The 26152-nt window shown below is 65.2% G+C and carries 13 protein-coding genes and 3 pseudogenes; 5 read left to right on the top strand and 11 right to left on the bottom strand.

Features of this window, described 5'->3' with window-relative positions:
* Positions 1-15 precede the first annotated feature (15 nt).
* Positions 16-3332: pseudogene (treS, locus tag E6B08_RS10040) on the top strand (maltose alpha-D-glucosyltransferase).
* A complete protein-coding gene (gene glgB, locus E6B08_RS10045) occupies positions 3333-5543 on the top strand; it encodes a 1,4-alpha-glucan branching protein GlgB (RefSeq protein WP_136913861.1) in 2211 nt (736 codons plus the stop codon). It abuts the pseudogene before it with no gap.
* A 119-nt stretch (positions 5544-5662) separates the two neighbouring features.
* Here the strand turns inward: glgB and E6B08_RS10050 are convergent, their stop codons facing one another.
* The 10 genes and pseudogenes from E6B08_RS10050 to E6B08_RS30810 all read right to left on the bottom strand — a co-directional run bounded on the left by E6B08_RS10050 (position 5663) and on the right by E6B08_RS30810 (position 20599).
* Positions 5663-6739: an autotransporter outer membrane beta-barrel domain-containing protein gene (locus tag E6B08_RS10050; RefSeq protein WP_136913862.1), complete on the bottom strand. Its 1077-nt coding sequence runs from the start codon at positions 6737-6739 to the stop codon at positions 5663-5665.
* A gap of 316 nt (positions 6740-7055) precedes the next feature.
* A complete protein-coding gene (locus E6B08_RS10055; RefSeq protein ID WP_136913863.1) occupies positions 7056-7850 on the bottom strand; it encodes an endonuclease/exonuclease/phosphatase family protein in 795 nt (264 codons plus the stop codon).
* A gap of 79 nt (positions 7851-7929) precedes the next feature.
* Complete coding sequence (gene glgX, locus E6B08_RS10060) at positions 7930-10083, bottom strand: glycogen debranching protein GlgX (RefSeq protein WP_136913864.1); 2154 nt, start codon at positions 10081-10083, stop codon at positions 7930-7932.
* A 150-nt stretch (positions 10084-10233) separates the two neighbouring features.
* Positions 10234-10554 (bottom strand): DUF2934 domain-containing protein, encoded by a 321-nt coding sequence (locus E6B08_RS10065; RefSeq protein WP_136917369.1) that lies wholly within the window; start codon positions 10552-10554, stop codon positions 10234-10236.
* Between the two features lie 16 nt (positions 10555-10570).
* A pseudogene (locus E6B08_RS10070) lies at positions 10571-13344 on the bottom strand (malto-oligosyltrehalose synthase).
* Positions 13341-15410 (bottom strand): 4-alpha-glucanotransferase, encoded by a 2070-nt coding sequence (gene malQ, locus E6B08_RS10075; protein WP_136913865.1) that lies wholly within the window; start codon positions 15408-15410, stop codon positions 13341-13343. The pseudogene E6B08_RS10070 and the gene malQ overlap by 4 nt, the downstream one beginning before the upstream one ends.
* The gene (gene treZ / locus E6B08_RS10080; protein WP_136913866.1) at positions 15407-17149 is read right to left on the bottom strand and encodes a malto-oligosyltrehalose trehalohydrolase; all 1743 of its coding nucleotides are present in this window, start codon (positions 17147-17149) and stop codon (positions 15407-15409) included. The genes malQ and treZ overlap by 4 nt, the downstream gene beginning before the upstream one ends.
* Positions 17150-17163: 14 nt before the next feature.
* Positions 17164-18723 (bottom strand): glycogen synthase GlgA, encoded by a 1560-nt coding sequence (glgA, locus tag E6B08_RS10085; protein ID WP_136913867.1) that lies wholly within the window; start codon positions 18721-18723, stop codon positions 17164-17166.
* Positions 18724-19457: 734 nt separating this feature from the next.
* Positions 19458-20297: an alpha/beta hydrolase gene (locus E6B08_RS10090; protein WP_238349301.1), complete on the bottom strand. Its 840-nt coding sequence runs from the start codon at positions 20295-20297 to the stop codon at positions 19458-19460.
* A gap of 134 nt (positions 20298-20431) precedes the next feature.
* Positions 20432-20599: a DUF6026 family protein gene (locus E6B08_RS30810; RefSeq protein WP_192938636.1), complete on the bottom strand. Its 168-nt coding sequence runs from the start codon at positions 20597-20599 to the stop codon at positions 20432-20434.
* 188 nt (positions 20600-20787) lie between these two features.
* Between E6B08_RS30810 and gnd the strand changes: the two genes are divergently transcribed.
* From gnd to E6B08_RS10105, 3 genes are all read left to right on the top strand, one after another.
* Entirely contained in the window at positions 20788-21789 is a 1002-nt protein-coding gene (gene gnd / locus E6B08_RS10095; RefSeq protein ID WP_265411750.1) for a phosphogluconate dehydrogenase (NAD(+)-dependent, decarboxylating), read from the top strand.
* The gene (gene zwf / locus E6B08_RS10100; RefSeq protein ID WP_136913869.1) at positions 21786-23303 is read left to right on the top strand and encodes a glucose-6-phosphate dehydrogenase; all 1518 of its coding nucleotides are present in this window, start codon (positions 21786-21788) and stop codon (positions 23301-23303) included. The genes gnd and zwf overlap by 4 nt, the downstream gene beginning before the upstream one ends.
* 80 nt (positions 23304-23383) lie before the next feature.
* Complete coding sequence (locus E6B08_RS10105; protein ID WP_136913870.1) at positions 23384-25189, top strand: glycoside hydrolase family 15 protein; 1806 nt, start codon at positions 23384-23386, stop codon at positions 25187-25189.
* Here E6B08_RS10105 and E6B08_RS10110 read toward each other — a convergent pair.
* Positions 25186-26146 (bottom strand): annotated as a pseudogene (locus tag E6B08_RS10110) (ribonuclease Z). The gene E6B08_RS10105 and the pseudogene E6B08_RS10110 sit on opposite strands and share 4 nt — an antisense overlap.
* Positions 26147-26152 lie beyond the last annotated feature (6 nt).

Genomic DNA, 26152 nt, shown 5'->3' on the forward strand with positions numbered 1-26152 from the left:
TGAAAGGAGTCGCCCATGGCCAAGCGTTCACGCCCGGCAGCCTTCATCGATGACCCGCTGTGGTACAAGGATGCGGTCATCTATCAGCTGCACGTCAAATCGTTCTTCGATGGCAACAACGATGGCATCGGCGATTTCGCCGGCCTGATCGGCAAGCTCGACTATATCGCCGACCTAGGCGTCAACACCCTCTGGCTGTTGCCGTTCTACCCTTCGCCGCGGCGCGACGATGGCTACGACATTGCCGAGTACAAGGCCGTGCATCCGGACTACGGCAGCATGGCCGACGCCCGTCGCTTCATCGCCGAGGCGCACAAGCGTGGCCTGCGGGTGATCACCGAGCTGGTCATCAACCACACCTCCGACCAGCACCCCTGGTTTCAGCGCGCCCGGCTCGCCAAACCCGGTAGCAAGGCGCGGAGCTTCTATGTGTGGTCTGACAGCGACCAGCACTACGCTGGCACGCGGATCATCTTCCTCGACACCGAGAAATCCAACTGGACCTGGGATCCGGTGGCCGGGCAGTACTTCTGGCACCGCTTCTATTCGCACCAGCCGGACCTCAACTTCGACAATCCGCAGGTGCTCAAGGCGGTGATCGGCGTGATGCGCTTCTGGCTCGACTTGGGTGTCGACGGCCTGCGCCTGGATGCCATTCCGTACCTGATCGAGCGCGACGGCACCAACAACGAGAACCTCCCCGAAACCCACCAGGTCCTCAAGGCGATCCGCGCCGAAATCGACGCCAACTACCCCGATCGCATGCTCCTGGCCGAGGCCAACCAATGGCCCGAGGATACCCGGCCGTACTTCGGCGAAGGCGAGGGCGATGAGTGCCACATGGCCTTTCATTTTCCGCTGATGCCTCGCATGTACATGGCCCTGGCCATGGAGGACCGCTTTCCGATCACCGACATCCTGCGCCAGACACCGGAAATTCCCGCCAACTGCCAGTGGGCGATCTTCTTGCGCAACCACGATGAGCTGACCTTGGAAATGGTCACCGACCGGGAACGCGATTACCTGTGGAACTACTACGCCGAGGACCGCCGCGCGCGTATCAACCTTGGCATCCGCCGGCGCCTGGCGCCGCTGCTGCAACGCGATCGTCGACGCATCGAGCTGCTGACCAGCCTGCTGTTGTCGATGCCGGGCACGCCAACCCTGTATTACGGCGACGAACTGGGCATGGGCGACAACATCTACCTGGGCGACCGCGATGGCGTGCGCACGCCCATGCAATGGTCGCCCGACCGCAACGGCGGTTTCTCCCGCGCCGAGCCACAGCGGCTGGTACTGCCGCCGATCATGGACCCGTTGTACGGCTACCAGACCGTCAACGTCGAAGCCCAGTCCCACGACCCGCATTCGCTGCTCAACTGGAACCGGCGGCTGCTGGCGGTGCGCAAGCAGCAGAAGGCCTTTGGCCGAGGCAGCCTGCGCCTGCTGACGCCGAGCAACCGACGCATCCTGGCCTACATCCGCGAATACACCGGGGCCGACGGCAACACCGAGGTGATCCTCTGTGTCGCCAACGTCTCGCGCGCCGCCCAGGCTGCCGAGCTGGACCTCTCCCAATACGCCGACCAGGTGCCGGTGGAGATGCTCGGCGGCAGCGCCTTCCCGCCGATCGGCCAGTTGCCGTTCTTGCTGACCCTGCCGCCCTATGGCTTCTACTGGTTCCTGCTGGCGGCCCACGACCGCATGCCCAGTTGGCACACCCGGCCCACGGAGGGCCTGCCCGAATTGACTACCTTGGTTTTGCGCAAGCGCATGGAAGAACTGCTCGAGTCCCCATCGCGTGACACCCTGCAGGAGACCATCCTGCCCCAGTACCTGCCCAAGCGGCGCTGGTTCGCCGGCAAGGAAGGGCCCATCGATCAGGTGCGCCTGAGCTACGGCGTGCGCTTCGACACCGCCTCCACGCCGGTACTGCTCGGCGAACTGCAGGTCCTGAGCGATGGCGTGGCCAGCCAGTATCTGCTGCCTTTCGGCCTGCTCGCCGAGGAGCAGATCAATAGCGCCTTGCCCCAGCAGTTGGCCTTGGCCCGAGTGCGCCGAGGCCGTCAGGTCGGTCTGATCACCGACGCCTTTGTCCTCGAACCCTTCATTCGCGCGGTATTGCAGGCCTGCCAAGCCGGGGATCGACGCTCCTGTGGCGAGGGCCTGGGTGAGCTGCGTTTCCACAGCAACGACGCCCTGGCTGCGCTCGAACTCGACGAACAGAGCGACGTGCGCTACCTGAGTGCAGAGCAGTCCAACAGCTCTGTGGTGATCGGCGATCGAGTGGTGCTCAAGCTGATTCGCCGGGTCAACCCCGGCGTTCACCCGGAGCTGGAGATGAGCGCGTACCTGACCGCTGCCGGTTTCGCCAACATCTCGCCGCTGCTGGCCTGGGTCAGCCGCGAGGACGCCCAGGGCACGCCGCACCTGCTGATGATTGCCCAGGGCTACCTGAACAACCAGGGCGATGCCTGGGCCTGGACCCAGAACACCCTAGAGCGGGCGATTCGCGACGAAATGGAGCCCACCAGCGCCGAACCCGAAGCGCATACCAACGCCCTGGCCGAGCTTGCCGGCTTCGCCGCATTGCTCGGCCAGCGCCTGGGCGAAATGCACCTGTTGCTGGGAGCGCCGACCGAAGACCCGGCCTTCGCGCCCGCGCCAGCGATGCCGACGACAGCGCCCGCTGGAGCCGGCAGATCGGCGCCGAACTGAGCCACGCCTTGGACCTGCTCGCGCAACACCGTGAAAGCCTCGACCGCGACAGCCAGGCCCTGGTCGATGATCTGCAGCAACAGCGCGAAGGCCTCGCCGCGCACGTCCAGAACCTCGCCGAGCAGGCCCAGGGCGGGCTGCTGATGCGTGTGCATGGCGACCTGCATTTGGGCCAGGTGCTGGTGGTTCAGGGCGATGCCTACCTGATCGATTTCGAGGGCGAACCTTCGCGTCCGCTGGAGGAACGTCGGGCCAGGCACAGCCCTTACAAGGACGTCAGCGGTGTACTGCGATCCTTCGACTATGCTGCTGCCATGGTGCTGCGCAGCGCCTCTACGGTCGACCTGTCCGACCCCGCGCGCCAAGCCCGGCAACGGGTGGCGCGGCAGTATTTGCATCAAGCGCGGCATGCCTTCGTCGAGGCCTACGGGCTGGCAACCGCAGCCCTGCCGCATGCCTGGCAGCAGGCCGAAGGGGAGCGCGCGGCACTGGAGCTGTTCTGCCTGGAAAAGGCAGCCTACGAAATCACTTACGAAGCCGAAAACCGTCCAAGCTGGTTGGCTGTGCCTTTGCATGGCCTGCATGGACTGATCAGTACCTGGGGAGAGTCATAAATGAACGCAACCATGCGTGACAACGGCGGCCTTCGGCAGCAGGACATCGATAGCCTGGCCCGCGCCGAGCACGCCGATCCATTCGCTGTACTGGGCCCGCATGAGGATAGGGCTGGTGGGGCGTGGGTGCGGGCCTTCCTGCCCAACGCCCTGAGTGTTCGAGTGTTGGCGCGCGACGACGGGCGCGTGCTCGCCGAAATGCAGCAGGGCAGCCTGCCTGGGCTGTTCACTGCGCATCTCGACCAGGCGCAGCCCTACCTGCTGCAGATCGGCTGGGCCGGTGGCGAGCAGGTGACCGAAGACCCCTATGGTTTTGGCCCGCAACTGGGTGACATGGACCTGTACCTGTTCGCCGAGGGCAATCACCGTGACCTGTCCGGACGCTTTGGCGCGCAATTGATGGAGATCGATGGCGTTGCCGGGGTGTGCTTCTCGGTATGGGCACCGAATGCCCGTCGCGTGTCGGTGGTGGGCGACTTCAACAACTGGGACGGCCGCCGCCACCCCATGCGCCTGCGTCACAGTGCCGGGGTCTGGGAGTTGTTCGTGCCGCGCCTGGGTAGCGGCGAATCCTACAAGTTCGAAGTGTTGGGCAAGGACGGCGTGCTGCCGCTCAAGGCCGACCCACTGGCCCGTGCCACCGAACCGCCGCCCAGCACCGCATCGAAAGTGGCCGCAGCGCTGAGCCACACCTGGCAGGACCACGACTGGATGGCCCAGCGCGCCCAGCGTCATGCCTACAGCGCACCGCTGTCGATCTACGAACTGCACGCCGGCTCATGGCGCTGCGAGACCGACGACCTTGGCGAGGTGGCGCGCTACTACAACTGGCGTGAACTGGCCGAGCGCCTGGTGCCCTACGTCCAGGACCTGGGCTTCACCCATATCGAACTGCTGCCGATCATGGAGCATCCGTTCGGCGGTTCGTGGGGCTACCAGCCGCTGTCGCTGTTCGCGCCCACCTCGCGCTATGGCACCCCGGAAGATTTCGCCGCCTTCATCGACGCCTGCCACCAGGGTGGCATTGGCGTGATCCTCGACTGGGTACCGGCGCATTTCCCCACCGACGAGCACGGCCTGGCGCGCTTCGACGGTACGGCGTTGTACGAGTACGACAACCCGCTGGAAGGTTTCCACCAGGACTGGAACACGCTGATCTACAACCTGGGGCGTAACGAGGTGCGAGGTTTCATGCTGGCCTCGGCGCTGCACTGGCTGAAGCACTTCCATATCGACGGTTTGCGCGTCGATGCAGTGGCTTCGATGCTCTACCGCGACTATTCGCGCAAGGCCGGCGAGTGGGTGCCCAACCGCCATGGTGGACGGGAGAACCTCGAGGCCATCGACTTCCTCCGTCACCTCAACGGGGTGGTGGAACACGAGGCGCCGGGCGCCTTGATCATCGCCGAGGAATCCACCGCCTGGCCGGGCGTCAGCCAGCCGATCCAGCAGGGCGGCCTGGGTTTCGGCTACAAGTGGAACATGGGCTGGATGCACGACACTCTGCATTACATCCAGAACGATCCGGTGCACCGCACCTATCACCACAACGAGATGAGCTTCGGGCTGATCTATGCCTATTCCGAGCACTTCATCCTGCCCATTTCCCATGACGAAGTGGTGCATGGCAAGCATTCGCTGATCGACAAGATGCCGGGTGACCGCTGGCAGAAGTTCGCCAACCTGCGCGCCTACCTGGCCTTCATGTGGACCCACCCGGGCAAGAAGCTGCTGTTCATGGGCTGCGAGTTCGGCCAGTGGCGCGAGTGGAACCACGACCAGCAGCTGGACTGGTATCTGTTGCAGTACCCCGAGCACCAGGGCGTGCAACGCCTGGTAGGCGACCTCAACCGCCTGTACCGCGAGCTGCCGGCGCTGCACGAGCAGGACTGCCAGCCGCAGGGCTTCCAATGGCTGATCGGCGACGACGCGCAGAACAGCGTGTTCGCCTGGCTGCGCTGGAGCAGCAGCGGCGAGCCGTTGTTGGTGGTCGCCAACTTCACCCCGGTGCCGCGCGAGGGGTATAGGATTGGCGTGCCGTTCGGCGAGCGTTGGCAGGAACTGCTCAACAGCGATGCCGAGCTGTATGCCGGCTCCAACGTGGGGAACCTCGGCGCGGTGCAAAGCGAGCAGATCAGTAGCCACGGGCAGCCGATGTCGCTGGGCCTGAACCTGCCACCGCTTGGGGTGCTGGTGATGAAGCCGGCCTGATCGTTCGTCTGTTACTGCCTGTTCGCGGGGCGAGCCCGCTCCTACAGGCGCACCCTATGACCTGAGTCATGTGGTGTACCTGTGGGAGCGGGCTTGTCCCGCGAACAGGCCTGGCCTGCCTACCACCGCATCCGCACCCCAAGGCTGCCAATCAACCCATTCAAATCATTGTCATCCACGTCACTGCTGTAATCGGCACTGACGAACAGCGCCACGCTTGGCGTCACCCGCGCCACCAGCCCCAACCCCAATTCCACCGTGGTCGAATAACGCGAACTGGAAATCTTGTCGACCTGGTCCAGCTTCACCTCGCCGCTCTCGCTGAAGTCATACCAGACGTTGGTCCGCACGTAGGGTTCGATGGGCATCCCGCGTACCTCGTAGCGCCCGGACAACTTGGCACCGACCCGGCCGCTCCAGCTCGGTTGGCTGTCGAACGCCTGCAGCGTTTCCTCCTGGACCCGGCTACCTGGGAAGAACTGCTGGTTGATCAACTGCGCCTGCGGTTCGATCACCCAGCCGCCACCCAGGCCGATCGGGTAACCGCCCTCCAGCGAGAAGGTCATCGCATGGCCACTGTCGTCCAGCCGCTGACCACTCTCGCCACGGCCGTTGATGTCGATGCGCGAGCCCATGGCCACGGCATCCACGTGCCAGCCCCGCTCATGGGTCATGCTCCAGTACACGCCCAGGCTTTCGCCGCTGAGGTTGACCGCATTGCGTTGCTTGTCGCCGAGCAGCGGCCGCATGCCGTTGAAACTGCTCTGCAGGTTGTTGTGGCCGACGAAGATCCCCGCCCGGTGCACATTGCCGCCGGCGCTTTCGCGCACGAACAGATCTGGACCGATCATCAGTTGCTGGCTAGGGGCTTCGAGTTGCTCGGGCGGTTGCGCGCTTTGGCGCGCAGCACCAGGGAAGAACTGCGTCCACTGGCTGGCGAACAGGTCCATCGGTGCCTGCCCGTGACGTGCGCTCATCTGTTCGGAGAATGCCTGCAAGGTACCAAGGCTCAGGCCGCTGGCGGTGATCGGGTCCAGCGACAATTGCGGCACCGCCGTCTGCGTTAGGAAGTTGGGCGAGGCGGGGTCTCCCTGCAATTCGAACGCGAAGGTTTCCACCGGGGTTGCCAGAAGCAGCGACGTGGAAACCGCGTAGAAAATGCGATCGAAACGCAAGGGAGTCGAGGTGCTTTTCATGGCGGATCTCCTGTTTTTATGTTGTACAGCCCAATGACCTGGCCTGATGTCTCGAGCTGTACGACAAAAACAGGGGGCGACCCAAACCAGCGCGCCAGCTTTTTGCAACGCGCGCTAAGGCGCGAGCTAGAGGCCCGGCACGAGTATTTACCAATACGGTATTGTTCAGCTAAGGAGAGGTCGGCGCTTGCGTCAAGAAAGCGTGAAGGCCATGTGCAAGCACTGTGATTTCAGTCAACCTGTTGTTTTTACGGGCTATTGAAACCGGTATAGCGAGCTTCGCTATTTGCCTGCTGTCGGCTATGCCGAATCATTGCTAGAGGTGCACTTCGACGGTCAGCGGCAGGTGATCGGACAGATGCGTCCAGGGCTTGTGTCCGAGGATCCGCGGTGCGTGGCTGTGCGCGTTGCGCAGGTAGATGCGGTCCAGGCGCAGCAGTGGCATGCGCGCCGGGTAGGTGCGCGCGAGCAGGCCATGGTGGCGCTCGAAGGCTTCATGCAGGCCCGGATGCAGGCTCAAGGCCCGGTTGCCGCGTTGCTGCCAGTCGTTGAAGTCGCCAGCGACGATCACCGGCGCGTCGCCAGGCAGGCCGTCGAGCAATGTGCGCAGCAGTTGCAGCTGCTTCTGCCGGTGGCTTTCGAGCAGTGAAAGATGCACGCACACCGCGTGTACCTGGCGCCCGCCCGGTACGTCCAATACGCAATGCAACAAGCCACGGCGCTCGGGCCCGGTGATCGACACATCGAGGTTGCGGTACTCAAGGATCGGGTATTTCGACAACAGCGCGTTGCCGTGGTGGCCATCGGGGTAGACCGCGTTGCGGCCGTAGGCGAAGTCGCTCCACATGCTGTCGGCGAGAAACTCGTACTGTGAGGTCTGTGGCCAGCCGGGGTAGCGGGCGGCATGGCGGTCGTGGCTACCCAGCACTTCCTGCAGGAACACCACGTCGGCCTGGGTGCTGCGCACCGCCTCGCGCAGCTCTGGCAGGATGAAACGACGATTGAAGGCGGTGAAGCCCTTGTGCGTGTTGACCGTCAACACCCGCAGTCGGTGCACGGCCGGGGCATGATCGACATTGAGCAAACCTGGGTGGCCAGCTTCGGAATTCACGATGGCTCCTCGGGGCGACAGGGCCGATGCAGACACCACCGGCTATTACCTCGGACCTGCCGCGCCGACCCAGGTTCACTCACTCCTCATCGCGTTGCAGCACCAGCAGCAACAACGAGCGCCCGGTCACCTCGAACGTGGTATCGAAAGCCAGATGCTGCGGCTTGCGCAGTTCGGGTCGGTCGGTATCCACCAGGCAACTCCAGTAATCGCCCTCGGGTACCGCAGGCAGCAAGAACGGCACGGTGTCATGGTGCGCATTGACGATCAGCAGCATGGTCGCCTCGGCGCCGGGCCTGGCGATGCCGCTGACCTGGGCGCGGCCATCCATGAGCATGCCCAGGCAGCGACCATGCGGATCTTCCCATTGCTCCACGCTCATCTCGCTGGCATCGGGCGCGAGCCAGGTCACATCCTTGACCCCGATCGCCTCGTTGTAGTCGCCGACCAGAAAACGCGAGCGGCGCAGCACCGGGTAGGCCAGGCGCAGGCGAGTCAGGCGCTTGACGAAGGCCAGCAGGTCGGCGCCTTCCTCGTCCAGCTCCCAGTTGATCCAGCCGATTTCGCTGTCCTGGCAGTAGGCGTTGTTGTTGCCGTGCTGGGTGCGGCTGAACTCATCGCCGGCAACGATCATCGGCGTGCCTTGGGCGAACAGCAGGGTGGCGAAGAAGTTGCGCATCTGGCGCATGCGCAGCGCATTGATCTCGGCATCCTCGGTGGGGCCTTCGGCGCCGCAGTTCCATGACAGGTTGTTGTCGGTGCCGTCCTGGTTGTTCTCGTCGTTGTCCTCGTTGTGCTTGTGGTTGTACGACACCAGGTCGCGCAGGGTGAAGCCATCGTGGGCGGTGATGAAGTTGACCGACGAGTACGGGCGCCGGCCGCGGTTGTTGAACATGTCGCCGGAGGCGGTCATGCGTGCGGCGAACTCGGCCAGCTGGCCTTCGTCGCCTTTCCAGAAGGCGCGCACGTTATCGCGGAAACGATCGTTCCATTCCGCCCAGCCGGGCGCGAAGTTACCTACCTGGTAGCCGCCAGGGCCACAGTCCCAGGGTTCGGCGATCAGCTTGACCTGGCTCAGCAGGGGATCCTGGCGGCAGGCGACGAGGAAGCCATGGCGTTCGCTGTAGCCATCGTGGTAGCGCCCGAGAATCGTCGCCAGGTCGAAGCGGAAGCCATCCACGTGCATTTCGCCGGCCCAGTAGCGCAGCGAGTCGGTCACCAGTTGCAGCACGCAAGGGTGGCTGAGGTCCAGGGTATTGCCGGTGCCGGAATCGTTGATGTAGTAGCGCTTGTCGTCGGGCATCAGGCGGTAGTACGAGGCGTTGTCGATGCCGCGCATGGACAGGGTAGGGCCCTGTTCGTTGCCCTCGGCGGTGTGGTTGTAGACCACGTCGAGAATCACCTCCAGGCCGGCATCGTGCAGGTGCGCGACCATTTCCTTGAATTCGGCGATCTTGCCGCTGGCCAGGTAGGTCGGGTGCGGTGCGAAAAACGCGATGCTGTTGTAGCCCCAGTAATTGTTCAGGCCCTTTTGCAGCAGGTGTTGGTCATTGACGAAGGCGTGAATGGGTAGCAGCTCGATGCTGGTCACGCCCAGGTCCTTGATGTGCTTGAGCAGCTCGTCGTTGGCCAGGCCACCAAAGGTGCCGCGCAGTGATTCCGGCACGGCCGGGTGGCGCATGCTGATGCCCTTGGTATGGGCTTCGTAGATGATGGTGCGCTCCCACGGTATTTGCACCCGTTGGTCGCGGCCCCAGGTGAAGGCCGGGTCGATGACTTTGCACTTGGGCACGAACGGGGCACTGTCGCGCTCGTCGAAGCTGAGGTCGCCGTCGGGGTGGCCGATGGTGTAGCCGAACAGCGCCTCCGACCACTTGAGGTCGCCAACCAGCTGCTTGGCATAGGGGTCGATCAGCAGTTTGTTGGGGTTGAAGCGATGGCCGTTCTCCGGTTCGTAGGGGCCATACACGCGATAGCCGTAGACCTGGCCGGGATGAGCGTCGGGGAGGTAACCGTGATAGATCTCATCGGTGTATTCGGGCAATTCGATGCGTTCCAGTTCCTTCTCGCCAGTGGAGTCGAACAGGCACAGCTCGACCTTGGTGGCGTTGGCGGAAAACAGCGCGAAGTTCACGCCCAGGCCGTCCCAGGTGGCACCCAGGGGGAAAGGTGAGCCTTCACGAATGCGTGAAGGGGCGACGGAGCGGGTTTTCTTTGGGGTGCGGGGACTCATGGCGTACCTCGGTTAGCCTGGGGAAGGGTGTAGCGGGGGATATGTCGCGGCCTCTTCGCGGGCAAGCCCGCTCCTACAGGTGCGCCGCCGTTCCCAGGGACTTCACGATCCGTGTGGGAGCGGGCTTGCCCGCGAAGCGCCGGAACAGGTTCAGCTGGCTGCGGGCTTTTTCGCTGCCTTTGGCTTTTTCACCGTAGCCGGCTTGACCGTAGCCGGCTTTGGTGCCGCCGCCTTGGCCGGCGCGGCCGCCTTGGGCTTGGCTGCGGCCTTGGCCTCCCCAGGCTTGACCTCGGCGGCCTTAGCCTTGGCCGGTGCACGCTTTCGTGGTGCGGCCTTGGGCGCTAGCGCCTCGGCTTCGGCCAGCTTGCGCGCCATATCCCAATGGCGATCCTCTTCCCCGTGGGGTTTACCCTCCGACTCCCAAATCTGGTAGGCGAATTCGCGAATTCGTTTTTCATCGACACTCATCACGACGCTCCTGAATACGTTAGGCATGCTCAATCAACAGGTTGACCGGAAACTCCGACAGCACGGCGCTCAACATCAGCTCCCTACAAGGGCTGACAGCGGCGCCACCGAAAAGTCCAGTCCAAGTGGCAGGCGACAAGGCAAACGGCAGTATCAGCCGGGTGTCGTCCCAGTTCTGTGCCGGGATCAACGGTGATGCGGCGCCCCGAGCAGGCCGCTGGCCAGGCGCGGAGCGACGATGATCGCGCGCTGGCCTTCGCCGAGGCGGGCGAAGGCCAGCACTTTGTCGGCGTGCCGGCCCTGCACGTTCAACGGCAGGTAGGCACCCCGCTGGAACAGCTCGGCATGCGCCTGGCGGCAATCCAGCACCCGGGCAACCAGCGCCTGCTTGACGCGCCCGTCCTGCCAATGTCGCAACAGGTCGGCCAGCGAGGAGCCATCGTCCAGGGTTCGACGCCTCAAAGCGTAGTCCACGGGGCGCCGGTTGTCCGGGTCGACCAGGCTGAAGTCCCAGTACTCGTTGCCCTGGTAGAGGTCCGGCACGCCTGGAACGGTCATGCGCAAAAGCGCCTGGACCAAGCCGTTGAGCGCCCCGGGACAAGCGATCAGCTGGGCTGCGTCGGCCAACGACTGGCGCAGTTGCTGATTCTCCGGGTCCAGCAACAGGCCGTCGACCATCGCCGCGCAGGCTGCCTCGTAGGCCTCGTTGGGGGCGCTCCAGGCGCTGCGCAACTTGGCCTCGCGCAGGGCCTTCTGTTGCCATTGGCGCACGCGTTCGGCGTATTGGCGCAGGCCCGCGTCATCGTGTGCGTCCAGCCCCAGCGGCCAACTGCCGAGCAGGGTCTGGTACAGCAGCAGTTCATCGCCGGGGCTGGGCGCCGGGCCGTCTTCGAGCGGCACGCGCAGTGGCGCTGCCAGCTCGCGCCAGTGCTCGAAGCGGCTGGCCAGCCAGGCGCCACGCTCGCTCAGCACCGCCAGGCGGGCGCGGGTGTCTTCACCACGCTTATGATCGTGAGTGGCGGTGGCCAGCAGGTTATCGGGAAAGTCGCGCAGGCGCCGTTGCGCTTCGTTGTGGAAGTACTCGGAGCCTGCGCTGAAACGCTCGGCGTCGAAGCCGACATCGTTGCGCGACAGCAGGCGCGCCGAGCGGTAGAACGCCGTGTCTTCCACGGCCTTGGCGGCGCTTGGCGCAGTGAGCTGCTGGAAGCGCACGCAGGCATGGCGCAGGTGCTTGCGCGGGCGGCCGGGCGGCAGGCTGCGCCAGGGTTGGCCACCGAGCCAGCGTTCAAGATGCTCGAGCAGCGGCCAGTCGGCTTCGGAAAGGTCCTGACGGGCGTCGGTCAGCGCCTGCTGGAAAAACGCTTCGTCTTCGCCAGGGCGGCCACAGGCCGTGAAGTAGGTGCGGTAGACCGGGTAATGGGCGACCACGGCCTGCAATGCACGGCGGATTGCGCCGAGGGTCAGGTCGCGCGTCATCAGGTCGTCCCGCGCCACTTGCAGCAGGGCTTGGGCCACCGATTCGCAGTCGCCGGCGAGGCTTGCATTGAGCACCAGGTGGCGGGCCAGGCGGATTTCCTCGGGGAACTCCGGCCGCTCGCTGATAGTGGCCCAGGCCTCGGTCAGGGGCGCTTCGCCTGCGGGGTCGTGCTGCAGCAGCGACACCTGGTTCATGAACTCGTAGCCGGTGGTGCCGTCAGTGAGCCAGTCCCGGTGCAGATGCTCGCCAGGGCCGAGGATCTTCTCGACGAAAATCGGGAATCGCTCCACGGCTGCCTGCAACGGCCGCTTGGCCAGCAGGCTGCTGACGCGCCGGCGCAACTTGCGGCAATAGGCGCGTGGGTCGGCCAGGCCGTCGATATGGTCGATGCGCAGGCCGTCGACCAGGCCACGCTCGATCAACTCGAACAGCTTGGCATGGGTAGCCTCGAACACGGTGGCGCGCTCCACGCGCAGACCGCCCAGCTCGTTGATGTCGAAGAAGCGCCGCCAGTTGATATCGTCGGCTGCAGTGCGCCAGCTGGCCAGGCGGTAGGTTTGTCGTTCGAGCAGCAAGTGCAGGCGCTTGAAGCCAGCCTCGGTGCGGCTATCGAACGCCGACAGGGCCGATTTCAAGTCGGCGCCATCGTGTACCAGGCGCGAGAGTTCGGCGTGCAGCGGCAGGGCTTCGGCCAGAGGGTCGGCAGCGTCGCGCAGCGCGGTGAAGCGCACGGCCAGCGTTTGCAGCTGCGGTTCGGGGCTTTGCGCCAGGATCCAGCCGTAGTCCAGTGGGCAGATCGGGAAACGGTGCTCGTAGTGCTCGACCTGCAGCACGCCAAGTTGGGCATCGAAGGTCAGCGGCAACTCGCCCTGCTTGAGTGCCAGGCCGTAGTCGTTGCCCAGGAAAGGCAGCAGCAGCTGGCCGGCCAGCAGTGGGTCGCTGGAGTGCCACTGGATGTCGAAGAATTCGGCGTAGGGGCTGCGTCGCCCCCAGGTCAGCAAGCTCTGCCACCAGGGGTTGTCGGCGCCGCCTACGGCCATGTGGTTGGACACGGTATCGACGATCAGCCCCATGCCGTGCTGGCGCAGGGCAGCCACCAGACGCTCGAGCGCCGCTTCGCCGCCAAGCTCGGGGTTAACCTGGGTCGGGTCGACGACGTCGTAGCCGTGGCGCGAACCGGCGCGCGCCTTGAGTATCGGCGAGGCGTATAGGTGGCTGATGCCGAGCTGGGCGAAGTAGGGCACCAGCGGCACGGCATCGTCGAGGGTGAAGTCGCTGTGAAATTGCAGGCGCTGAGTCGCGGTGAGGGCTTTCATCGGTCACGCTCCCAGGCTTGTTCGCGGGCTTGGGCCAACAACTCCAGGCGCCGCGCGGCGTCTTCATCGTCGAGCAGTTCGCGCACTGGCGCGGCGAAGCGCCGGCGCCAGTTCGGGTGGCCGGCAGTGGTGCCCGGCAGGTTGGGCTGCTCGTCGCAGCCCAGCAGGTCTTCGAGGGGAACCAGCACCAGCGGGGCGCGGGTGTGGCCGACATAACGAATGGCGGCGTCGATCACGGCGTCGTTGTCCTTGAGGGGGCCATAGTTCGCTTCCAGGGTGCGTTGCAGCCCGCTGCGTTCTTTGTGTCGTTCGTGGCGCCAGTGCAGCTCGGTGGCCGCATCGATCAGTTGCAGGCGATGGTTCCAGTCGATATCGCGGCTTTCCAGCCAACCGCCCAGGGGGGCGAGGTCGTGGGTGCCGGTAGTGGCCAGGGCGTTGTCTGGCCAGTCGAGAATGGGCGTGAACTGCCCGGGCGACGATTGCTCGAACGGCAGCACGCGCATGCCCAGCACGCGCTGGTCGGCCAACGCCTCGCGCAGCCCGGCGGGCACCGTGCCGAGGTCCTCGCCGAGAATCACCGCCTGGTGCCGGGTCGACTCCAGCGCCAGCAGGCGCAGCAGGTCGTCGAAGGGGTAATAAAGGTAGGCGCCCTCGTTGGGCTTGGCCCCGCGGGGGATCACCCACAGCCGGCGCAGGCCCATCACGTGGTCGATGCGCAGGCCGCCAGCATGGGCCAGGTTGGCCCGCAGCATCTCGATGAAGGCCCTGTAACCATTGCGCTTGAGCCCCTCGGGGGAGAATCCGCAGATGCCCCAGTCCTGTCCGGAGCGGTTGAGAATGTCGGGCGGCGCGCCCACGGTGAGCCCGGGTAGCAGTTCGTCCTGGCGGCTCCAGGCTTGGCTGCCGGCGCCATCGGCGCCTACGGCGAGGTCGGCGATCAGGCCGATCGCCATGCCGTTGCCGCGCGCGGCCTCCTGGGCCCGTTGCAAGCTGCGTTCGACCAGCCACTGGCAGAAGGCGTGGTACTCGACCCGCGCCGGATACGTGGCGGCGAAGGCCTGTACCTCGGGATGATAGGGGTCGCGCCAGGCCTCGGGCCAGGCCCGCCAGTCGGCGCCCAGGCCACGATCGACGGCTTCGGCTTGCAACACCTCGAAGCGGCAATGGTGCTCCAGCGCTTCGCCGGCCGCTTCGCGGAAACTCTCGAAATCACCGCGCTGGGGGTGGTCACCCTGGCTGAAGTCCTGGTACAGCGCCTGTAGCAGGCGGGTGCGTGCCGCGGCGGCGCGCGGCCAATCGACCAAGGGCAGTTGTTCCAGCTCCTCGAGCGTCTGTTCCAGGCCGCAGGCTTCGACGGCCATGCGCACGGCGCGCTCGCCGAGCACGCTGGCAGGGCTGGCATAGAGAGCGTTGAGCAACAGGCGGCTGGATGGCGAATAGGGGCTGTAGTGCGCCTGATCGTATGCCGACAGGGCGTGGACCGGGCTGATCGCCAAGGCGTCGGCTCCGCGTTCGGCGGCGCTGCGCGCCAGCTGCTCCAGGGCCAGGCAGTCGCCATAGCCGCCATCACCGGGCCGGCGCAGGCTGTAGAGCTGCACGGCTAGGCCCCAGCAGCGCGCAGGCGGTTGTTCGACTGCCGCATGCAGGCTGTGGCAATGGCGCGGGGCAACGGCAACGGTGAAGTCGCGACCGTCGATGTGGATCAGGTGATAGCCGACCGGCAGGTCACCGGGCAGGCGTGCCTGTGCGTCGAGTGCCAGTGTGCGTTGGCTGCCATCCTCGAGGGTGCAGCGCACGGGGCTGGCGGGGCTGAAGTAGCGTTGCAGCTCCAGCGGCGTGCCGGCCTGCACGGTCAGCAGGGGCGGCAGGTGTTCGCTGTCATCCTCCTGATCCAGTTGCTTGAGGCTGGCGTGCAGGGCGTGCTCGTCGTCGGCCGGGTGGCCAAGCGCCTCGAGTATCCGCCGCAGCACGTCGTCACTGACCTGCTGCGGACGGTTGTTGGCGTCCAGCCAGTCGCGGGCCAGGCCGACCCGCGCCGCCAGTTGGTGAAGAAGGTTTTCGCTCATGCAGCCTCCTGGCCAGGGGGAATCAGGCTGACCACACAACTGTGCGGTGCCAGGCTCGAGTCCGGATGGGCGTTGTCGCTGCTGTCGAACAGGCGCACCGCGGGGCTGGGCAAGGTCACGGCCTGGGCCTCGGTGGCAAGGTTGAGGTCGATGCGCAGGGTGCTGCCATTGCCCAGCCGCCAGCGCGCAGACAGGGCTTTTTCGCCGAGGACTTCGGCGCCCAAGGCCCGGCTGCCCGGCAGGTGCGGGGCGATGTGGGTGCGGCGCAGGTTCAGCAGTTGCTGGTACAACCCGTGCCAGCCCGCCAACACTTCGTGGCTGTTGGGCTGCGAGGCGGTGAAGGTGGCCTGGGCGTTGGGGTCGGGAATGCGTTCACGCTGCTCGGGGTCGTTGAACGCCGCGAAGTGGGCGAACTCTCCACGGCGGCCCTCGCGCACCGCATCGGCAAGTTCGTCATGGAAATCGGTGAAAAACAGAAACGGTGTACGGCTGCCGTCATCGTCGCCCATGAACAACAGCGGGATCATCGGCGCCAGCAGCAACAGGCCGGTGGCCGCACGCAACGCTGTCGGCGGGCAGAGCCGCGACAGGCGCTCGCCCAGGGCGCGATTGCCGATCTGGTCGTGGTTCTGCAAGAACAGCACGAAGGCGCTGGGTGGCAGATGTCCACTGGGTTCGCCGCGGGGGTCGCCATGCCGGTTGGGTTGGCCTTGGTAGACGAAACCCTCGCTCAGGCAGCGTGCCAGCTTGCCGATGGGGTCGGCCTGGTAGTCCTGGTAGTAACCTTCGGTTTCACCGGTCAGCAGCACGTGCAGGGCATTGTGGCCGTCGTCGTTCCACTGGGCATCGAAGCCCTGTTCGAGCAAGAAAGCCTGGTTGTGCTCGTTTTCCAGCACCAGCCAGACGTGGCGCCCGGGCTCCACTGCCGCCCGTACCCGCTGCGCCAGTTCGACCAGGAAATCCGGTTGGTCGATGGCATGCACGGCGTCCAGGCGCAGGCCATCGAAGCGATAGTCGCACAGCCACATCAAGGCATTCTGGATGAAGTATTCGCGTACCTCGGGGCGGCGAAAATCGATGGCGGCGCCCCACGGCGTCTGCCGATCTTCACGGAAGAAGCCGCTGGCGTACTGGTGCAGGTAGTTGCCATCGGGGCCGAAGTGGTTGTAGACCACATCGAGCATCACCATCAGGCCATGCCCATGGGCCTGGTCGATCAGCGCGCAGAGCTGCTCAGGGCGACCATAGCTGTGCTGCGCGGCGTAGGGCAGCACGCCGTCATAGCCCCAGTTGCGGTTGCCGGGAAACTGCCCCAGCGGCATCAGTTCGATGGCCGTGATGCCGACCTCGGCCAGGCGTGGCAGTTGTTGCGCAACCCCGGCATAGCCGCCGAGCACGCCGACGTGCAGTTCCTGGATCACCGCTTCGTGCCAGGGCCGGCCTTGCCAGGGGTGTTTCCAGGCATGGCTGGCCAGGTCGACGACCTGGCTCGGCCCGTGCACGCCGTCTGGTTGGTAGCGCGAAGCCGGGTCGGCGACCTGCAGTTGCCCGTCGATACGGTAGTGATAACGTGCCCCTGGCTGGCACGGGGCGACCCCGCTGAACCAGCCATCGGCATCGGGCAGCAGCTCTATGGCCGGCTGCCCCTGGATTTCCAAGCTCACGCTGCGCGCATCCGGCGCCCAGAGGGCGAAGCGCGCCGACGTGGCGTCCAGCAAGTGTGCGCCATGCCTTTGCATCTTCAGCTCTCCGGTCAGTAGTGGGCCAGGTGGGTCTGCTTGACGAGGTCCTCGTAAAGGCGGGCATAGGGTTCCACCGCCTGGCACCAGTTGAACGGTTGGGTCATCGACAGGCAGCGCATGGCGTTGAGCAGGTCTGGCTTTTCATAGACGTAGAACGCCCGGCTCAAGGCTTCGCGGTAGCTGTCCACCGTCGACTCGTCGAACAGGAAGCCGGTGACACCGTTCTCGATGGTGTCGGCCAGGCCACCGGTGTTGCGCGCCACCGGCAGCGAGCCGAAGCGCTGCGCATACATCTGGCTCAGGCCGCACGGCTCGTAGCGCGAAGGCATCAGCAGGAAATCGCTGCCAGCGAACATGCGGCGGGCGTCGGTCTCGTTGAAGCCGATGCGCACGCCGATGCGACCGGGGTGGCGCAGGGCGAGTTCGCGCATGGCCTGTTCTTCTTCCGGCTCGCCGCGGCCGATGATCGCGATCTGGCCGCCTTGCTCGACGATGTAGTCGGCAACGCCGAGGGTCAGGTCGAGGCCCTTCTGGTAGACCAGGCGCGAGACCACGGCGAACAGCGGCCCTTCGGAGGCATCGAGTTCGAACAGCTCACGCACCGCCGCGGCGTTGCGTGCCTTGCCTTCCCAGTCGTTGATGCTGAAGTTGTGCTGCAGGTGCTTGTCGGTGGCCGAGTCCCAGCTTTCATCGATGCCGTTGGGGATGCCGCCGAGCAGGCCTTGCTGGGCCTTGCTGGCTAGAAAGCCATGCAGTCCGCAGCCGAATTCCGGGGTGGTGATTTCCTGGGCGTAGGTGGCGCTGACCGTGGTGATATGGCTGGAGTACGCAAGCCCGGCCTTGAGGAACGACAACTTGCCGTAGAACTCCATGCCTTCCTGCTGCATGGCATGCTCGGGAATCGCCAGCTCCGGGCTGCAGCCGCGGCTGTAGACGCCCTGATAGGCCAGGTTGTGAATGGTGAACAGGGTCGGGGTATCCAGGCCGCGCCAGTGCATGTAGGCGGGCGCCAGGCCTGCCGGCCAGTCGTGGGCGTGAACCACTTCCGGCTTCCAGTGGATCATGCCTTCGCCTGCGGCGATTTCCGCCGCCGCCAGGCCCAGGCGGGCGAAGCGGATATGGTTGTCGGGCCAGTCCCGGCCGTTGTTGGCGCCGTAGGGAGTGCCGTCGCGCTGGTACAGTTCCGGGCAGATCAACACATAGATGACCAGGCCATCGGCCAGGTCCATGCGGCCGATCTTGCACGGTGGCAGCGCCGCATGGCCGCCGAGTTCGCCGACGATATGGATCGGGTTGTCGCTTTCCATGACCTGGCGGTAGCCGGGAATCAGCACCCGCACATCATGCAGATGGGCGAGGGCGCGAGGCAGCGCCGCGGACACATCGCCCAGCCCACCGGTCTTGACCAGGTCGGCGATTTCCGAGGTGACGAAGAGAATCTTGCGTTTGTTGGGATTTTGCTGGCGCTGCGCGCCGGGTGCCTTGGCTGTCGTGGCGAAGTCCGGGGTGAGCGGTTCGCGGTTGTCCGGGTGAAAGGTTGTTGCGTTAGGTTCGACAGCGGCACTGATCATACTTCTTTCCGTCCCTATGCTTGGTCGGGTGCTGGCACCCGTCGTTTCATCTCGTGTTGGTTCTCTCTGATCTGTAACAGCAAGTGCTATCCATGCCCCTGAGTCGTGCGCGCAAGCACCGCGCGCTTGGCGTTCCAGCCGTAAGCGATTGGACTGAATGGGATGGGTCGACCGAATGCGGGGCAGCCCGGAAAAGGGAAGCCCCTTGCGTTTGGCCTACTTAGTTCCTGACCCGCCTTGGATGCGGAAAGTTTCGACTATTTTTTGTCGCGTTTTCCGAACGGAGGTAGGGCAGAACCTTGAGTGTAGGAGAGGATGAGATAAAAAAGTGACCCGCTGGTCACTTTGGTTATGACGCAAACGTTGGCGTTTGTGATTGTTTGGTGACGGGGAGTTGGTTCGCGAGGTGTTCGCTTGGGTTTTGCAGCGCCGCCGATATCGAGCGCCGCCCGCGCGGCGCTTCGCGGGACAAGCCCGCTCCCACATTTGTTGCAACGTGCCTATGTCTGTCAGGCCATGGTTGCTCGCCTTTGGCGCACCGCGGAATATCGTGGTGCGCCCTGGCGCCAACACAAAAATCGCGCCGGGCCCACAAGGCTGACAACCATGGCCTATCAGACATAGGCACGTTGCAACAAATGTGGGAGCGGGCTTGTCCCGCGAAGCGCCGCGCGGGCGGCGCTCGATTTACGCGGCGCTGCACCTCTCCAGCGCACCCCTCCAAAACCCACCCCTCAAAACCGCCGAGTAGTGGTCACCTCTTCCATCACCCGCGGCACCACCCGAAACGGCATGGACATATGATCCTCCCCCGGCTCGACCTGGAAATCACTGCGCAGCCCATACTGCGACAACCCCTCAAGCCGATGCTGCAGCGCGCGGGCATCCTGGATTTCCTGGGGCATCTCGCGATCGCCCACCAGCAGCGTCAGGCTGCTGTGGGTCAGGTCCACCTTGCCGTCGATGGCGCGTTGGGCAAAAGCCCGCTCCGGCGCCAGAAGATAGCGGTCGTGCCACCACAGGCTAGGGCTGATGGCAATCACATGCTGGAACAACTGTGGCCGGGTGAACAGGGTATACACCCCGAACATGCCGCCAAACGAATGCCCGACCAGGCTGCGCTGGTCCTGGTCGACCTTGAAGCGCTCGTTGACCTTGGGCATCAGGCGCTTCTCGATGAAATCGAGGAACAGGTCCTGGCCACCCTGCGGCGGCGTGTTGCGCTCAGGCGGCTGCGGTGGCGACAGGTCGAAAGCCCGGCGTTCGAAGTCCAATGGGGTGTCGCTGGGGTAGCCGATGGCGACCAGGATCACACCCTTCCAGCGCTCCTGCGCCCGTTTGGCGGCATGGAACGCCGGGAAATAGGCGTTGCCGTCGAGCAGGTAGATCACCGGGTAACCGCCGGTCCAAGGCACATCGCCCTCCGGCAGGCTGACCATGATCCGATAATCGCGGCCCTCGGCGCTTTTCATCAGCCACTGTTCGGTACCGTCCAGCGGCACTGGGTCGGCGTGGGCGAGGGCGGCGAGCAGCAAGGCGAAAAGCCCGGTCGACAGGCGGCGTAGAGTCATCATCGAAAATCCCGGCAAGAATGAGCACGCGCGCACCATAGTCGCGAATCGTTCTCAGTTCAAATTTATTGCTGCAGGGGTGATGCCGGGGCGGCTATGTGGGAGCCAGGACAGCTCCCACGAAGGAGGGTCGAAGCTTACAGGCTGAGGGACTTGTCGTCGGAACGCTTTTGTTCGAGCAGCATGTTCAGCTGGGCGACCTGCAGGCGCAACTGGTCACGCTCGTCCTTCAACTGGCGCAACTCATCGCGACGCACGGAGACGTAAAGGGTCTGGGCTGGAGTGGCAGGCATGTAGGTACCCATGAGTACACCTCGCGGTTTTGGCTGGTGACAATTGAAGCTTAGACGCTCCACGCGGCGCGCATTGTGAATTCTTTCCAAGGCGATGGGAACTTTTTTGTTTATGGTTGTCGCGCCGTTCGTCGCTGAACCCTCGGACGGTACGCTGGACTAACCTGACAATCTGAACTGTGTTGTCATCCAATTTCGTCATAGGGGAGCATCGGCTCATGCAACTGGGAATCGTCGGGCTGGGCCGCATGGGCGGCAATATCGCAAGGCGCCTGATGCGCGCCGGCCACCGCACCGTGGTGCACGACCGCAGCCGCGACGCGGTGACGGCGCTGGAGGGCGAGGGCGCCCAGGGCGCGCACGACCTGGGTGCCCTGGTACAGAAACTCAAGGCGCCGCGCGCGGTGTGGGTAATGCTGCCGGCGGGCGAGCCGACCGAGCAGACCATCGCGCAACTGGCCGAACTGCTGGAGCCGGGCGATGCGATCATCGATGGCGGCAACACCTTCTACAAGGACGATGTGCGCCGAGCCAGCGAACTGTCCAAGCGTGGCCTGCACTACCTGGATGTCGGCACCTCGGGTGGGGTGTGGGGCCTGGAGCGGGGCTATTGCATGATGATCGGCGGCGAAAAGGACGTGTTCGAACGCCTCGAGCCATTGTTCAAGACCCTGGCCCCCGGTGTTGGCGACATTCCTCGCACCCATGGCCGCGAAGGCGAGCACCAGCGCGCCGAGCACGGCTACATCCATGCCGGTCCGCCCGGTGCCGGGCACTATGTGAAGATGGTGCACAACGGTATCGAGTATGGCCTGATGCAGGCCTACGCCGAAGGCTTCGACCTGCTGCGCAGCAAAGGTGGCGAGGAACTGCCGGAAGACCAGCGCTTCGACCTCAACGTGGCCGAAATCGCTGAAGTCTGGCGCCGTGGCAGCGTGGTCACCTCGTGGTTGCTCGACCTCACCGCCGATGCGTTGGTGGCCGACCCGCAGTTGTCGCAGTTCAGTGGCTCGGTGTCCGACAGCGGCGAAGGGCGCTGGACCATCGATGCGGCAGTCGAGCAGGCCGTGCCGGTGCCGGTATTGTCCAGCGCGCTGTTCGCCCGCTTCCGCTCGCGCCAGCAGCAGGGCACCTACGGTGACAAGGTGTTGTCGGCCATGCGCCTGGGCTTTGGAGGACACGTCGAGAAGAAACCCGAATGATTCCACAGAAGCCTCCAGCCGCGCCGCCGTGCACGCTGTTCCTGTTCGGCGCCAGCGGCGACCTGGTCAAGCGCCTGCTGATGCCGGCGCTCTACAACCTCAGCCGCGATGGGCTGCTGGACCGCAACCTGCGTATCGTCGGCGTCGATCACAATGCGTTGGGCCGCGAGGGTTTCGTCGAGCACTTGTACGGCTTCATGCGCGAGCGTGACCAGGGTGGCGACTGCGCCGGCAAGTGCCTGGACGAAAAACGCTGGGCGCGCCTGGCCAAGCGCCTGGACTACCAGACCGGCGATTTCCTCGACCCCGCGACCTATGCCGCCCTCGCCAGGCGCATCGAAGCCACCCGCCATGGCAACGCGATCTTCTACCTGGCCACCGCGCCGCGCTTCTTCCCCGAAGTGGCCCAGCAGTTGGGCCAGGCGGGCCTGCTCGATGAGTCCGCTGGCGGCTTTCGCCGGGTGGTGGTGGAAAAGCCGTTTGGCACCGACCTGGCCAGCGCCGAGGCGCTCAATGCCTGTCTGCTGAACGTCATGGGCGAGCGGCAGATCTACCGCATCGACCATTACCTGGGCAAGGAAACGGTGCAGAACATCCTGGTCAGCCGGTTCTCCAATGGCCTGTTCGAGTCGTTCTGGAACAACCACTACATCGACCACGTGCAGATCACCGCTGCCGAAACCGTCGGCGTCGAGACCCGCGGTGCGTTCTACGACAGCACCGGCGCGCTGCGTGACATGGTGCCCAACCATCTGTTCCAGTTGCTGGCGATGGTCGCCATGGAGCCACCGGCAGCCTTCGCCGCCGATGCCGTGCGCAGTGAAAAGGCCAAGGTGATTGGCGCCGTGCGTCCCTGGTCGCAAGCCTTGGCCCTGAAAAACTCCGTACGCGGCCAGTACAGCGCCGGCAAGCAGGGGCGCAAGCGCCTGCCCGGTTACCGTCAGGAACCCAAAGTAGCCGCCGACAGCCAGACCGAAACCTATGTGGCGATCAAGGTGATGATCGACAACTGGCGCTGGGCCGGGGTGCCGTTCTACCTGCGCACCGGCAAGCGCATGAGCGTGCGCGACACCGAGATCGTCATCTGCTTCAAGCCGGCGCCCTATGCGCAGTTCCGCCAGTCGGCGCTGGAGCGGCCCAAGCCCAACTACCTGAGGATTCAGATCCAGCCCGACGAAGGCATGGCCTTCGCCCTGCAGGCCAAGCGCCCAGGGCCCGAGCTGGTGGTGGAAAACGTCGAGCTGGGGTTCGCCTACAAGGACTACTTCAACATGACCCCGGCCACCGGCTACGAGACGCTGATCTACGACTGCCTGACCGGCGACCAGACCTTGTTCCAGCGGGCCGACAATATCGAGAACGGCTGGCGTGCGGTGCAGCCGTTTCTCGACGCCTGGGCCAAGGACAGCGAAGTGCATCAATACCCCGCCGGCCAGGACGGGCCCAAGGCAGCCGACGACCTTCTGGCTAAGGACAAGCGCGAGTGGCAACCATTGGGCCGCAAACGAACATGACCCTGGCGCGCCTGCTGTAGGCGCCGGCTTGCCGGCGATGAAACCGGTACCGGCGGCAACGATCCAACCAAGGAGACCCGATGCCCGCCCCAATCGAAGACTACGCCCTGCTCGGAAACTGCCGCAGCGCCGCCCTGGTCAGCCGCGACGGCTCCCTCGACTGGCTGTGCCTACCGCGCTTCGACGCGCCTGCGGTATTCGCAGCGCTGCTGGGCAACGAGGAAAATGGCCGCTGGCGCCTGGCCCCCAGCGACCCCATCGACAGCAGCTCACGCCGCTACCTGGACGACACCCTGGTGCTGGAAACCACCTGGACCACCGCCAGCGGCCGCGCCCGGGTGCTCGACCTGATGCCGCTGGGCGAGGTCAATTCGGTGGTGCGCATCGTCGAGGGCCTGGCCGGCGAAACCAACTTCGAGATGGACCTGGTGCTGCGCTTCGACTACGGCCGCACCGTGCCCTGGGTGGAAAAGCTCGACCCGCTCACCCTCAGCGCCGTTGCCGGCCCCGACCGCCTGTTGCTGTGCAGCACGGTGGCGGCCCATGGCCGCGATCATCACACCGTCGCACGCTTTCGCGTAGGTGCCGGTGAGCGCCAGGTGTTCAGCCTGCGCCATCAGCCGTCACATCTGCCGGTGCAGCCAGATTGCGACATCGAGCGCGCGCTGGAGCAGACCATCGCCCAATGGCAGGCCTTCGCCGCCCGTTGCCCGGATGTCGGGCCATACAGTGACAGGGTGCGGCGCTCGTTGCTGACCCTCAAGGCCATGACCTACGCACCCACCGGGGGCATCGTCGCCGCCGTGACCACTTCGTTGCCCGAGCGAGTGGGTGGCGAACGCAACTGGGACTACCGCTTCTGCTGGCTGCGCGACGCCACCATGACCTTGCTGGCCTTCATGAACCTGGGTTACTTCGACGAAGCCCAGGCCTGGCGCGAATGGCTGCTGCGTTCGGTGGCCGGCAACCCTGAGCAGATGCAGATCATGTATGGCCTGGCCGGGGAGCGCGACCTGCAGGAGTTCGACCTGCCCTGGTTGGCCGGCTACGAGCATTCGCAACCGGTGCGCGTGGGGGACGCCGCTGCCCAGCAGTTGCAACTGGACATCTTCGGTGAACTGGCCGACGCCATGAGCCAGGCGATCAGGGGCGGCCTGCCGCGCCATCCTCGCAGTGCGGCGATCGCCCGGTTGATCCTGCCGTATCTGGAGGGCATCTGGCGCGAGCCGGACGAAGGCATCTGGGAGGTGCGCGGGGGCCGCCAGCAATTCGTGCATTCGAAAGTCATGGCCTGGGTCGCCTTCGATCGTGCTGCAGGCCTGGCCGAAACCACCGAAGAGGACCGCGAGCGAGGGCGGCACTACCGCCAGGTGGCTGAGCAGATCCACCATGAAGTCTGTAGCCAGGGGCTGGATGCCAGCGGCCGGTTTTTCGTGCAGGCCTATGGCTCGGAAGAAATCGACGCCAGTTTGTTGCAGATCGCCCTGACCGGCTTCCTGCCGGCGGACGACCCGCGCTTCGTGCAAACCTTGGCGCAGATCGAGCGGCGGCTGCTGAAGAACGGCCTGTTGCTGCGCTACGACAGCGACAGTTGCAGCGATGGCCTCACCCCAGGCGAAGGCACCTTCCTGGTCTGTTCGTTCTGGCTGGCGGATGTCTACGTGCTGCTCGGCCGGCAGGCCGAGGCCCAGGCGTTGTACGAGCGGTTGCTGGCGCTGTGCAACGACGTGGGGCTATTGGCCGAGCAGTACGATCCAGCCGGAAAGCGGATGCTGGGGAACTATCCCCAGGCGTTCAGCCATATCGGCATCATCAACACGGCGTTGAACCTGCACCGAGCGCAGTGCCCCGTGCGTGATCGGGCAAGCTCCGGCCGAGCCGACTAACCCTGGGCCGCGACCAGGTGACCGTCGCGGTCCAGATGATAGCGCTGCAGGTCCCGGGCCAGGGTCAGGCAGCCTTGGTAATGCGCCAGCGCTTCCTGGCGAATGTCGTCCAGGCACGGGCTGCGACTCGGATCGCCCTGGTAGCGGGCGCTGAAGTGGGTCAGCACCAGGTTGCGTACGCCGACGGCTTCGGCGAAACGTGCCACCTGGGCCTGTGCTGTGGCCCCAGGTCAGGCCGGAGCGCTCGACGACCGGCTCGGTGAAGGTGGCCTCGTGCACCAGCACGTCCACACCCTGGGCGACCTCGGCGAGCAGTTCCGGGCGGTCGTTGTCGCCACAGACGATCACCCGTCGCGGCGGACGTGAGGCGCGCAGGTAGTGCTCAGCGTGCAAGGTTCGGTCTTCGTGAGTCACGCTCAGCCCCCGGGCCAGTTCACCCCAGAGCGGCCCACGCGGTACACGGTCGGCCTCCAGGCGCTGGATATCCAGGCGCGGTTCCGGGTTCAGCTCGGTGAACACGTAGCCGACGCTGGGCACCCGGTGCGACAGCTGCACGATCTGCACCTGCAGCGCCGCATTACGCCAGCCGGCGAAGCCCTCCACCGCGTGCAGGTGCAGCTCGAACGGCAGGTGGGTGTCGCTTGCCGTGAGGCTCAGCCGCAGCCATTCATGCAAGGCAGCGGGCAGGATCAAGTCGAGCGGCTCGCTGCGCCCGGCCACCCCGGCGCTGGCCAGTAGCCCCGGTAGGCCGAAGCAGTGGTCGCCGTGCACATGGGTGATGAAGATGCCGGCCAGATCGCGCAGCGACAGCGGCGAATGCAACAAACGATGCTGGGTGCCTTCGCCGCAATCGACCAGGTACCAGCGGCGCCCGCTGGCCTCGATGACGGCGGTGGCGCTGACATTGCGGGCCTTGGTGGGCACGCCGGCCGACGTGCCCAGGAACTGCAGGTCCATGAGAGG

Source organism: Pseudomonas putida (assembly GCF_005080685.1).
GTDB classification, from domain to species: domain Bacteria; phylum Pseudomonadota; class Gammaproteobacteria; order Pseudomonadales; family Pseudomonadaceae; genus Aquipseudomonas; species Aquipseudomonas putida_V.

Excerpts from the sequence above, each read along its gene's own strand:
- glgB (WP_136913861.1), top strand. The coding sequence starts at position 3,333 with ATGAACGCAACCATGCGTGACAACGGCGGCCTTCGGCAGCAGGACATC.
- E6B08_RS10050 (WP_136913862.1), bottom strand. The coding sequence starts at position 6,739 with ATGAAAAGCACCTCGACTCCCTTGCGTTTCGATCGCATTTTCTACGCG.
- glgX (WP_136913864.1), bottom strand. The coding sequence starts at position 10,083 with ATGAGTCCCCGCACCCCAAAGAAAACCCGCTCCGTCGCCCCTTCACGC.
- malQ (WP_136913865.1), bottom strand. The coding sequence starts at position 15,410 with ATGAGCGAAAACCTTCTTCACCAACTGGCGGCGCGGGTCGGCCTGGCC.
- treZ (WP_136913866.1), bottom strand. The coding sequence starts at position 17,149 with ATGCAAAGGCATGGCGCACACTTGCTGGACGCCACGTCGGCGCGCTTC.
- glgA (WP_136913867.1), bottom strand. The coding sequence starts at position 18,723 with ATGATCAGTGCCGCTGTCGAACCTAACGCAACAACCTTTCACCCGGAC.
- E6B08_RS10090 (WP_238349301.1), bottom strand. The coding sequence starts at position 20,297 with ATGATGACTCTACGCCGCCTGTCGACCGGGCTTTTCGCCTTGCTGCTC.
- E6B08_RS30810 (WP_192938636.1), bottom strand. The coding sequence starts at position 20,599 with ATGGGTACCTACATGCCTGCCACTCCAGCCCAGACCCTTTACGTCTCC.
- zwf (WP_136913869.1), top strand. The coding sequence starts at position 21,786 with ATGATTCCACAGAAGCCTCCAGCCGCGCCGCCGTGCACGCTGTTCCTG.
- E6B08_RS10105 (WP_136913870.1), top strand. The coding sequence starts at position 23,384 with ATGCCCGCCCCAATCGAAGACTACGCCCTGCTCGGAAACTGCCGCAGC.